Below are 11,924 nucleotides of genomic sequence, written 5' to 3'. Positions count from 1 at the left end.
TTTTGCTGTTATTTGGCACACTTTAAGGAACAAGCCTGCAGGCTAAAACTATAAGTTAAGGATGAGCGGAATGTGGTCAACGATTGTACCCTACATTCCTGGCTGGATCATATTTGTGCAGGCTGCAATTACACTGATCTGTCCGCTGGGAATATATTTTACATACCAAAAGCTGTATGCATTCGTAGGCAGCGGACGCGGCCCCAGAACGAAGCGGGTCTCTTCAGCGTCCCCTCACAAGGCGGCTTCGACTGCGGGCAGCCTGGTCAGCGGGAGATACGAAGCGGATCTGACACTTATTAAACAAGCGGTTGCCGGGAACAGTGATGTGCATATCCGGGAGTTTGTGGTCAGCGGGCATGGGCTTCGGGCTGCGCTTGTCTTTGTTGAGGGCCTGCAGGATGAAGAAATGATCAATAAGCAGGTCATGCAGCCGCTGATGCGCGAAGTCAGAACCGGGAGCGCGCCAGACAGAGAGGGCTTCAGGGAACCTGTTACACTGTCCGGCCTAAAAGAAAACCTGCTTCCGCTTACTGAGCTTGAGGAAGTGCAGGAGCTGGAGAAGCTGCAGGAGCTGGTTCTCTTTGGCTACACCTTATTAATCATGGACGGGATTCCCGCAGGGCTTCTGGTAGGGCTGCCGCACGGGTCCGTCCGGACCATTACGGAGCCGACTTCAGAGGCGCTGCTTCGCGGTCCAAGAATCTCCTTTTCCGAGGTGCTGAGTGAGAATACCTCCATGCTGCGCCGGCAAGGCTTGAATAAAAATCTGGAAATGAAGCTGTATGAGGTTGGAAGCCTGGTGAAACGGAAGCTGGTCCTTGCCTACATCAACGATATCGTGAATCCCGATCTGCTGAAGGAGGTTATGAACAGAGTTTCCAAGATCGATATGGATTTCATAGCAGAATCCGGCTATGTGGAACAACTGATTGAAGATAATTATCTAAGCCCTTTTCAGCAGGCTCTGAATACCGAAAGACCCGACCGTGTCATCAGCGCTCTTCTGGAAGGAAGAATAGGAATTCTGCTGGACGGCACCCCGTTTGCATTGATTGTTCCGGTGACCTTCAGCATGCTGCTGCAGTCACCCGAGGATTATTATGAGCGCTGGCTCCCGGGGTCGCTGCTTCGCATGCTGCGATTTTTCGCTTCATTTATGGCGCTGATGGCTCCGGCATTGTACATTTCCTTCATCTCTTTCCATCCGGGCCTGATCCCTACAGAGCTGGTCATCAGCATTATTGAGACCCGTCAGGGCGTGCCGTTCCCGTCTGTTATCGAAGTCCTTATTCTTGAAATATCGATTGAAATTCTGCGTGAAGCGGGAATTCGGCTGCCTAAGCCCATCGGACCTGCAATGGGGATCGTTGGCGGTCTGATCATAGGCGATGCTGCCGTACAAGCCGGAATTGTCAGTCCGTTCCTGGTGATTGTAGTTGCTGTTACCGCCATCTCCTCTTTCTCCATACCACTGTACAGTGCAGGGATTACATTGCGTGTTTTACGCTTCATCGGCATGGGCTTTGCAGCCTTTTTGGGGATGTACGGCACCATCCTGTTTTTCTTGCTGATCCTCATCCACTTAAGCAAATTGAAGAGCTTCGGTACGCCCTATGTCACACCTTTCTCGCCAATCCGTTTGAGCGACTGGAAGGATCTTTACATCCGCGCGCCACTGTCCATCATGAAACGCAGACCCGAAATGATGAAGCCGCAAAAGAATAGACGCAGGTCTTAACAGGGAAGCGGAGGGGAAATACAAGTGTTCACACGCTCTGACGACAAAATTACGACAACACAAGCTGCGTTATTTCTGACGAATACAGTGCTGGGTGCGGGGATACTGACATTGCCCAGAGGTGTGACCGAAGCGGTAAAAACTCCGGATGCCTGGATGTCCGTACTGCTTGGCGGAGGCATTGTAATGCTGGTAATTCTATTGATGGTGAAGCTAAGCCAGCAATTTCCCGGCAAGACTATCTACCAATATTCGCAACGGATCGCTGGCACGGCTGCCGGGGGATTTTTGTGTATGCTGCTGATTGCTTATTTTATAATCACGGCCGGTTTTGAGATTCGCGTGTTTGTTGAAATTACGATTTTCTTTCTGCTTGAAGGAACTCCCATCTGGGCCATCGCCATTCCGTTCATCTGGGTAGGAGGCTATCTGGTTTTCGGAGGAATAAATTCCATTTCCAGAGTATACCAGATTATTTCCCCAATCAGTATTTTTATACTGATCTTATGCTATTGCTTGAGTATCCGGTTGTTCGATGTTAATCACCTGCGACCAGTGCTGAGCGAAGGCATTCTGCCTGTGATCAAAGGCTTGAAATCGACTGTGCTGATTTTCTCGGGATGTGAAGTGGTGATGACGCTGACAGCGTTCATGCAGCATCCGGAGCACGCCGTCAAAGCCATGCTGGTGGGGATAAGTGTGCCTTTGTTCTTGTATCTGCTCACGGTGGTTATGGTTATCGGAGGCTTGTCGATAGATACGGCAATCACCAGCACCTGGCCAACGATCGATTTAATACGCAGCTTTGAAATCTCGGGCTTTTTTTTTGAACGGCTTGAATTCCCGCTGCTGGTCATATGGATGATGCAGATGTTTTGCAACTTTTGCAGTTTTTTCTTTAATGCCTCGCTGGGAATTTCACAAATTTTTAAGCTGAAGCTGACTCCGGTCATCTTCGCACTTATGCCGCTGATTTTCATAGTAACGATGATTCCTGTACGCATGAATGATGTTTTTGCCCTTGGCGACGCTATCGGTAAGATGGGGATTATCTTGTTTCTATTGCTGCCCGTGCTGCTTTCGGCAGTTCTGATCTTCAGAAAGAAAGGATTGAAGCAGAATGTGTAGACATAAGCCGCTGTCCGTTCTGCTCGCCTTTGCACTTCTGTTCACCCAATCAGGCTGCTGGAGCAGCAAGGAGATTGAAGATTTGAGCATCTACACGGGTCTGACATTGGACCAGGGTGATCCTGATGCGGTGGAACGCGCCTTTGACAGGGAGGGAGGGGATTACTTCAAGAATAACAGGGTAACGGCTACCGTACAGATTGTTCCCAAAAAAATCTTTAGCAGTGCCAATGAATCCTCGGATAACGTGCAGACGTCCCATTATATCAATGTCTCCGAAACCGGAGACTCCCTGTTTGAGATTTTCCGCCAATTCTCCATTCGCCTGGACCGCCCGATTATCGGCCATCATCTGAAGGTGATCGTAATAGGCTCCAAGCTTGCAGAACAGCAGGACATGCGGAAACTGATGGATTTTGTGCTCCGGGATAACGACATTCGTCCCAGCTGCCTGATCTTCCTAAGCAGGGGGAAAGCCTCCAATGTGCTGGTTACCAAATATGCGGATGAGATTCCTTCCGTTCATATCCGGGAAATGATCCGTAACCGCTTCAGAACGAGCAAGGTGATGGAGAGTGTTACGCTCTCTCAACTGGATGCGCTGATGTATTCTAAGAAAAGCTTCTTGCTGCAAAACATTCTCGAAACCCAGGGAGAGCTTGAGTTCTCAGGCGGAGGAATCATCAAGGGTGAAACTGGAAAATGGATCGGAACACTGAATCAGCAGGACCTGGAAAGCATTTCCTGGTTTAAGGGGGAGGTCAAAGGCGGGGTAATCAAGACCTATAATGAAGATAAAGAGCCCATAACGTATGAGATCAAGTCCGCATCAAGTAAAATTACTGCAAAAATCACGGCTGACGGCAGGCTCTCCTTTCATGTGGATATCCAGTCCGATGGGCGCTTGATTGAAAATTGGAACCCGGAACAGAAATCCTCCGGCATCTCCTTTCTGAGGGAGCTTGAGTCTCTTTTTGAGCAGAGGCTCACAGCCATGCTTCAGCACCTATTGCAATCCATGCAGACAGAGTATAAGGTGGAGGTTGCCGGATTCGGGGAGTGGCTGAGTATCGAAAAGCCTCAAGTCTGGAAGAAAGTGAAGGAGCATTGGGATGATACGTTCACCCGGGTTCCGGTCACGTTTGATGTGAAATTTACGATTACGGATTTCGGGTCGGCCACTGAATAAAAGTCCATATGCTTTTCTGCGATTGCTGCATGGTGCAACCCTGCCGGAATGCTTATAATACATAAGCGAATGTATTATAAGCAACGGTGCAGGAGGTTGGGGAATGACTGCAATATTCGAAATCCAACAGATAAGCAAACGCAGACGGAATACCGGGAAACCGGGTGCAGGGTATTTGTTCTCAGATGTAGCGGCTGAAATATCCGTCCCGGACCGGATTGCGCTTATAGGCGCTTCCGGACAAGGCAAAAGCACCCTTCTCCGCATATTGGCGCTGCTGGAAGCCCCGGACGAAGGAAATTTGCGGTTTAAAGGGGTTACGTTCAAGCAAATGAATCCGCGGCACTGGAGAATGGCGGTTTCTTATGTAGCGCAGCAAGCCGTAATGCTGCCTGGAAGTGTAGAGGATAACCTGCGTGCGGCAAGCAGACTGCATGAGCTTCCATATGACCCGGCCCTGGCAGCACAGCTGCTGGAGCAGCTTGGACTTGATGATCTGGATTTGGGCAAAGCGGCGGCGGATTGCTCCGGCGGGGAGAAGCAGCGGATCGCGCTGATTCGCACCTTGCTGCTCCGCCCCAGCATTCTTTTGCTGGATGAAATCACGGCCTCTCTGGATATTGCGAGTACCCAGAAGGTCGAAGCCCTGCTGCTGAAATGGCATCGGGAAGAGGGAGCCTCCCTGATCTGGATTACCCATGATCTGCAGCAGGCCAGCAGATTCAGCAGCAGAACATGGGTGATGGGAAGAGGACGGCTGGAGGAACACAGCAGTGAAGCCTTCTATAAGGAACCGGAAGCTTTATTGGTGGACAAGTATATCCAGTCCAAGGAAGGGAGCATGCGGAGATGAGCTTAACTGCCCTCAGCTTTACGCTCCTTTTTGTGCTGGGAACCATGCTGGTTTCGATCTGGCAGAAGCTTGGACTGGAGAAGGACATCGCCATTGGAACCATACGGTCGGCGGTACAGCTTCTTGCCGTCGGCTACGTGCTGCAGTTTATCTTCCGGGCGGAGCACGCAGCCTTTGTCGTCCTGATCATAATCTTTATGATCTCTGTAGCTTCATGGAACGCCGCCAAAAGGGGCAAAGGATTGCCAGGACTGGTCTGGAGAATTGCAGTGGCGATTACCGCCATGGAGCTTCTGATGATGGGTGTCCTGCTCGGACTGCATATTATTGAGCCAACAGCACAGTATATCATTCCTATCAGCGGCATGACGATTGGAAGTGCGATGGTGGTTTCCGGCCTGTTCATTAATCACATTAAGCATGAGATTCAACGGAACAAAGGGGAGATAGAAACCTTGCTTGCTATGGGTGCAACAGCCGGGCAGGCGATGCAGGAGGTGCGGGCAAGAGCTGTGAAGTTCAGTATGATCCCTACCATCGACGGCATGAAGACCGTCGGTCTTGTACAGCTTCCGGGGATGATGACAGGGATGATTATCGCCGGAGCCGATCCGGTAGTGGCTGTCCGTTATCAAATCCTGATTGTGTTCTCCTTCACCGCCTCCGCCGCCATTACAAGCATGCTGCTGAGTGTGCTGGTGTACAGGCTCTTCTTCACAGCAAACTTGCGGCTGAAGCTGCCCGAAACTATTAATTGAGCCGTTTGGCGGCTGATTTCCATGGACTTCATTCAGAGTAATGCTTATAATTGATAATAATAATCATTATCTTTATTAAAGATATATACTTACATTACACCGCCTGCCAGGGTGGTGTTTTTTCAGGAGAGGCGATTGCCTTCACTAGGCAGGCAGAAGGGAGGACACATCATTTGTTAACACCGGTGAAGACACATCCTTTTCTAAAAAATGTTCTCTACGAAATCACGGAAGCCCGTGAAAGCTCCTCTGTCCCGGAATGGGCGGCAGGCAAACCCTTGGCGCATCATATTCTGATATACATAACCCGCGGCAATGGGCAGCTGTCCGTTAACGGACAGCTGATCAAGCTGGAACGGGAATCCCTCCATATGCATCCGCCGGGAGCATGCCTGAAGCTGCACACGGGAAGCCGGGAGGAGGAGCTGCAATGCTGCTGGATTTCATTTGACATGTACCGCCTGACGGAAGCTAGCCTTAACCGCAGAGAGTACTGCCGGGAACTGGGGTTTCCGCTTCACGGGGAACTTCGGATCGGCGGCATCCAGTTCAAGCGTTTATTTTATTTGCTGATTGCCGAAGGCAAGCTTAAGCGGGAACAGCATCCTTATCTCAGCCAGCAATATGTGCATGATATGCTGGACGGCCTGCTGCGGTATGCAGAACCGGCAGCTCCGAATGATGCCGATATGCGGCTCAAATTGACGCTGGATTATTTGCAGAACCACTACCGCGAGGAAATCCGGATAGACAAATTGGCGGAGCTTGCCCAGTTGCATCCTGCCTATTATTCACAGGTGTTCAAGCAGGCCATGGATAAGTCCCCGGTGGCCTTTCTTACCCATCTCCGGATCAATAAGGCTAAAGAGCTGCTGCTTCAGACGGATAAATCCATTCGGGACATTGCCGCAGAGGTTGGTTATAAGGATGAATTTTATTTCAGCAGGCGCTTTAAAGAGTCGAGCGGATATTCCCCCCGGGTGTTTGCGAAGAAAAACGACAAGAAAATAATCTCACTGTCAGCACCATATACCGATCATTTGTATACCCTTGGTCTAAAGCCCTGTGCGGCCCAGCTGCACCGGCATCTTCCCATGACAACCATAAGCCTCACCCTTCCCGAGCATGCCGCCGACCCCTGGGGCATCAGCCGGGAAGCCTTTCTGGCAGAGCAGCCGGATCTTATTGTCTGCAAGGATAATGTGCTTAACAAAGCCAGGAAGCATATCAATGACATTGCGCCCATTGTAGCTGTTCCTTGGTTAAGCCAGGATGTCTACACCCATCTGATGCATATTTCAGAACTGGTGAACAGGGAGGCGGAGGCGGTCCAGTGGCTTCAGAAGCATGAGCGGAGTGCGGAAAAAATCCGCAAGAAACTCCGTCCGTCAGTCGGCTCAGGAACCGTTGCCGTCTGTGTCTGCCGTGAACATGAGCTTAGAATGTACGGCGCGAGGAACATTGGGCATGTGTTCTACCGCTCGCTGCAATTAGCGCCTCCGGAACGGATACAGCGGCAGATCGATTTGCATCCGGCAGGTACGGCATATAATTGGACAGCGATAGAGCCTGACGGGCTGAAGGACTATGACGCCGATTTTATATTTTTTGCTGTGGAGACGGAAGGGGATAAGCGGCGGGTTTTTGAGCTGATAAAGACGGATTCGGCATGGAAGCGGCACTCCGCAATTAAGAACAAACGGGTCTATTTTATCGATTGGGAAAAATGGATGATGTATGCCCCGTTCCTCATTTCACAGCAGCTGGAGGAGGCTGCGCGTTTATTGAGCCAGTCTCCCAGCCTCAGAGAGCTGATCTAAAAAAAGTCCATTTTATATTCTTGGATATTGGCATGTCATGCATGATTAAACTCAGATATAATCATTTAAGTGATAATGATTCTCATAATCAACGGTTAGGAGGAGGGTCTGAATCTCTGAGTATGAAAAAAAAGCCGGGAATCACCACAGTTTTTTGGTTCATCACTGCGGCAGCGGGATTGGCCTGCACGGTTTTCCTGTCCATTTCCTTTGGTGCCAAGGAGCTTAGCCTTCATACGGTGTGGTCGGCCGTCTTTCAATACGATTCCGCCTTGACTCCCCATCAGATTGTGCATGAGCTCAGGCTCCCCCGTGTGCTTGGCGCAGCTGTGACAGGGATGGCGTTTGCGGTGGCCGGGGCCATTATGCAGGGGGTGACGCGCAATCCGCTGGCGGACAGCGGAATTCTGGGCGTAAATGCCGGCTCCTCGTTTGCGGTTGCGCTGTGCTTTGCCTTGATGCCTGGAATGTCCTATTGGGGATTGATCTTCTTTTCCTTTATTGGCGCCGCGTTGACCACGTTATTTATTATGCTGCTGGGGTCTGCAGCCCCAGGCGGATTGACTTCGCTGCGGTTGACCATTGCCGGAGCAGTCGTTGCAGCGATTCTGCATTCGTTAAGCACAGGAATTGCGATTTATTTTGCGCTGAGCCAGGATTTGGCCTTCTGGTATGCCGGAGGAGTCTCGGGGGTAGGCTGGGAGCACCTGCGGATACTGACACCCGTTGTCCTGTTAACCATCCTGTGGGCCATAACGATGGGACGGCCAATCACCTTCATGTCCTTGGGAGATGAAACGGCCGTTAACCTGGGCATACACACGGACCGGATACGCATTCTTGGACTTACTGCCGCTGTTATTCTTGCCGGCTCCTCTGTGGCAGTGGCGGGCTCGATAGGCTTTGTGGGACTGGTTGTGCCTCATATTGCAAGACGTCTGATTGGAGTCGATTACCGTCTGCTGATCCCTTTTTCCGCATTTCTCGGCGCGATTCTGCTGGTCTGGGCCGACTTTGCCTCACGCATGGTTCATCCGCCGCAGGAATTTGCAATCGGCGCCATGGTTGCCATGGCGGGTGTTCCTTTCTTCCTTTACCTGGCGCGCAAAGAGGGGAGGGAGTTGTAGCATGGGCATTTATAAGGACATGCAGCGACTGGAAAAAAAGAGAGGACAGAAAGTGCTTTTTATCAGTCTGACACTGCTGCTGTTCGCTGTTGGTGTAGTCACAATCAGCTTGAATACCGGCTCGATCTCTTTGCCGCCGCTCACAGTGTGGAAAACGCTGCTGGGCCAGGGGACAAGCGAGAATTCCATGATCCTCTTCGAGTACCGGATGCCCCGGATTATAGTAACCATGCTGGCCGGGATCGGGCTTGGTATTTCAGGCGCTGTTTTTCAAGGAGCAACAAGAAATGCACTCGCTGATCCGGGAATCCTTGGCATCAATACAGGTGCGGCGTTTGGACTCATTGTTTTTGTCTCTTTTTTCCGCACTATGGAGGGACCGGTCGCGCTCTTCATTCCGCTGTTCACTTTTCTTGGAGGCACCCTTACCGCACTGATTATTTTTGTTATCGCCTATGACCGTCACCGGGGGCTTATTCCGGTTCGCCTGATTCTGGTCGGAATCGCGGTAGCGGCCGGTGTCAGTGCAGCAACGCTGCTGCTCTCGCTGAAGCTGGACGAGGACACCTATGCTTTTACTGCGCGCTGGCTGGCAGGAAGTGTATGGGGGCGGGACTGGATACATGTACTTGCTCTCCTGCCGTGGATTGCGATCCTGGTTCCGCTGATTTACCGCCGCTTCAAAACGCTGGACATCTTCGTCCTGGGTGATGAAATTGCCTACAGTGTGGGCAGCCATGTCACCCGTGAGCGGTTGCTGATGCTGGGCATGGCCGTGGCACTCTCCTGCGCCAGCGTGTCTGTAGCGGGCGGCATCGGCTTCATTGGCCTGATCGCCCCGCATATTGCCAAACGTCTGGCCGGTCCGCAGCACCGCTATTCCCTGCCTGTGGCCGCATTAATCGGTCTGGTGATTCTGGTCACAGCCGATACGGTCGGTCGCTCCATTTTCAGGCCCAATGCGATTCCGGCGGGTGTGGTTGTTGCGGCAATCGGCGGACCGTATTTTCTGTATTTGCTGTTCAAAACGAAAGACTGATCTTATTAATCCGGAGGTATATACAACTTATGAAAAAGACTAAATTAACGCTGGTTTCTCTGATGCTGCTGTTGTTGCTGTCCGCTTGCGGACAAGCCCACGAGGCAGCCAGTCCGGCTTCAACCGCTTCGCCTTCTGCCCCGGCCTCCGCTGAGCCGGCCACGGATATCACCCATGATCCCAATGCCAAAATCGCCTCCATGTCGATACACATTACCAATAACCTGCTTGCACTGGGCATCACTCCGGCCGGTTCCGTCATCGGTGGGGATGTTAAAGACTTTCTGCCGCATGTGGCGGACCGCCTGCAGGGTGTAACCAAATTCGGTGTAGTTACCGATCCTGATATGGAAGCCGTACTTGGACTCAAGCCGGAAGTAATCTATATCGATGAAACTTACTCCGGCGAGGATCTTGCCAAATTCGAAAAGATTGCTCCCACCATTTCCATTGATATGGACAGCGGAACCTGGAGGGACCATCTGAACCGGATCGCTGAAAATGTAGGCCTTGAGCAAGAAGCCGAGGCGTTCATTCAGGATTACGAAACCAAGGCTGAGCGGGTCAGCGGGCTGATCACAGCAAAACTGGGTGCCGATGCCAAGGTCATGGCAATCCGTATGACCGCCAAGGAGCTGCGCGTAATGGGGACCAGAAGACCGCTTGGCCCGATCATGTTCGAGGATTTGAAACTGAAGATGGCTGACGGAGTAGAGAAAATTCCGGCGGATGAGCCTTATCAGGTCATTTCCAAGGAGGTGCTGCCCGACTTTGATGCGGATGCCGTCTTTGTCATCATCAGCACAGGAGATCAGGCCAAGAGCAATTTCGAGGAACTGGAGAAGAATGCGATCTGGCAAAATCTGAAGGCCGTTAAAAACAATCACGTCTATGTGCTGGACGGCCAAAAATGGCTGGATTACTCCTCACTCGGGCAGAGTATGGCTATTGATGATGCAGAACAGTTATTCAGCAACTAATTGAGATTATGAGTTAACAAAGTCAGTCCGTAACGATTTAAGGTCACTTAAATGGATGGAAGAGTTTCCGGTAAAAGGAATAGCGGGAAAAAGTATACTTAATTGAAGCATATTCCTCTGTAACGGGGAGAATTGGACGATTTAGGTGTCCTTTTTCCCACTAACGCTTGCGAAAAAAGGGGTTGGGGAAGAATTAAGTTCACTTTTTCCACTTGAACGGACTTCCCTCCAAATCCTGTAGCGCAGAGGGAATTGAAGGCAGCCCCTATTTACAAATAACTGATAATAATGAAGCTTCATTGCTGACAATGACTCCCTGGAATGCTGGTGGGAATAAAGATCATCCGGTAACAAACTTATACTCTGTATCTAAAGTTAGCGCTCTGAGAGTAAAGGCTTCTTCATCTGTCAATATCGCATTCTATAACAGTTCAAATCAACAAATTACCAGTTGGTTGTTCTTCAGTGCTGAGCAAGCAGACGGAAGATTGATAGATATAACTCCAGTGAATAATGTATATAAAATAGTGATTTTTAATAATTTGTCTTCCTCAGTATCAGTGAATGAAATTCAACTATATTCAGATGTACCATTACCGCCCACATCAACACCAGAGCCAACAGTATCACGAGCCCACGCTACCGGTGACGCCAGAACCAACTGTAGAACCAACACCAACGGTTACTAATACTCCATCTCCAACTCCGGAGCAGCCAACTGGTGACCGCGCTATTCTCATTGTTACCATGACCACCGGCCTTGAGAAAGAGTTCGACCTGAGCATGACTGAAGTTAATGATTTCATCACCTGGTACGGGAACAAACAGTCCGGAACAGGAACAGCGTCCTATGCCATTGACAAGCACGGGAACAACAAAGGACCATTCACCAACCGTAAAGACATATGATCTTCGATAAAATCTTAACCTTCAGTGCAGACGAATATTTCGCGGAATAGAATTATCATATTATTCCATAAAAGTTAAAATGAAGGTAACGTAAGCACCGTACCCTGCCAGCATTGGTGGGGGCTTTTCAATTTGAAGGAGTGGTGAAATGAAAAATACCCTTAGAGTGCTCGGTATTGTTTTTACAGTGGTAACCGTTGTTATAAATCTGTTTTTATTATCAAAGGACTATAATGCCGAAGATCAGGTATTGAGATCTTAGTCAATGGTACTACTATGCGGGATACTACTATTTGAAAAACAAAAAGGGTATCAGCATGATTGCCGTTGGAGTAATCATTCTAGGAGCAGCAATGTTTACAATTTCTGTTTAGGAGTAA

At 50.2% G+C, this 11,924-nt stretch carries 9 protein-coding genes and 1 pseudogene; all 10 read left to right on the top strand.

Annotated elements, in window-relative coordinates; all coding sequences use genetic code 11:
• Positions 1-70: 70 nt before the first annotated feature.
• Positions 71-1,741: a spore germination protein gene (locus HYD27_RS04625; protein ID WP_219212025.1), complete on the top strand. Its 1,671-nt coding sequence runs from the start codon at positions 71-73 to the stop codon at positions 1,739-1,741.
• Between the two features lie 24 nt (positions 1,742-1,765).
• A complete protein-coding gene (locus HYD27_RS04620) occupies positions 1,766-2,869 on the top strand; it encodes a GerAB/ArcD/ProY family transporter (RefSeq protein ID WP_219212023.1) in 1,104 nt (367 codons plus the stop codon).
• Positions 2,862-4,058, top strand: coding sequence for a Ger(x)C family spore germination protein (locus HYD27_RS04615; protein WP_219212021.1), 1,197 nt, complete (start codon positions 2,862-2,864; stop codon positions 4,056-4,058). Before HYD27_RS04620 ends, HYD27_RS04615 begins: the two co-directional genes overlap by 8 nt.
• Positions 4,059-4,161: 103 nt before the next feature.
• Positions 4,162-4,911: an ABC transporter ATP-binding protein gene (locus HYD27_RS04610; protein WP_219212019.1), complete on the top strand. Its 750-nt coding sequence runs from the start codon at positions 4,162-4,164 to the stop codon at positions 4,909-4,911.
• Positions 4,908-5,669, top strand: coding sequence for an ABC transporter permease (locus HYD27_RS04605; RefSeq protein WP_219212017.1), 762 nt, complete (start codon positions 4,908-4,910; stop codon positions 5,667-5,669). The genes HYD27_RS04610 and HYD27_RS04605 overlap by 4 nt, the downstream gene beginning before the upstream one ends.
• Positions 5,670-5,842: 173 nt before the next feature.
• The gene (locus HYD27_RS04600) at positions 5,843-7,489 is read left to right on the top strand and encodes a helix-turn-helix domain-containing protein (RefSeq protein ID WP_219212015.1); all 1,647 of its coding nucleotides are present in this window, start codon (positions 5,843-5,845) and stop codon (positions 7,487-7,489) included.
• Between the two features lie 122 nt (positions 7,490-7,611).
• Complete coding sequence (locus HYD27_RS04595) at positions 7,612-8,616, top strand: FecCD family ABC transporter permease (RefSeq protein WP_219212013.1); 1,005 nt, start codon at positions 7,612-7,614, stop codon at positions 8,614-8,616.
• Position 8,617: 1 nt separating this feature from the next.
• A complete protein-coding gene (locus HYD27_RS04590) occupies positions 8,618-9,655 on the top strand; it encodes a FecCD family ABC transporter permease (RefSeq protein ID WP_375373892.1) in 1,038 nt (345 codons plus the stop codon).
• Between the two features lie 29 nt (positions 9,656-9,684).
• Positions 9,685-10,635 (top strand): ABC transporter substrate-binding protein, encoded by a 951-nt coding sequence (locus HYD27_RS04585; protein ID WP_219212011.1) that lies wholly within the window; start codon positions 9,685-9,687, stop codon positions 10,633-10,635.
• A 705-nt stretch (positions 10,636-11,340) separates the two neighbouring features.
• A pseudogene (locus tag HYD27_RS04580) lies at positions 11,341-11,594 on the top strand (hypothetical protein); the annotation flags it as partial.
• Positions 11,595-11,924 lie beyond the last annotated feature (330 nt).

The organism is Paenibacillus sp. S150 (assembly GCF_019352175.1).
Classification (GTDB): domain Bacteria; phylum Bacillota; class Bacilli; order Paenibacillales; family Paenibacillaceae; genus Paenibacillus_AQ.
Note: the sequence above shows the minus strand (reverse complement) of the source record. Positions and strands in the feature narration are given on the sequence as shown.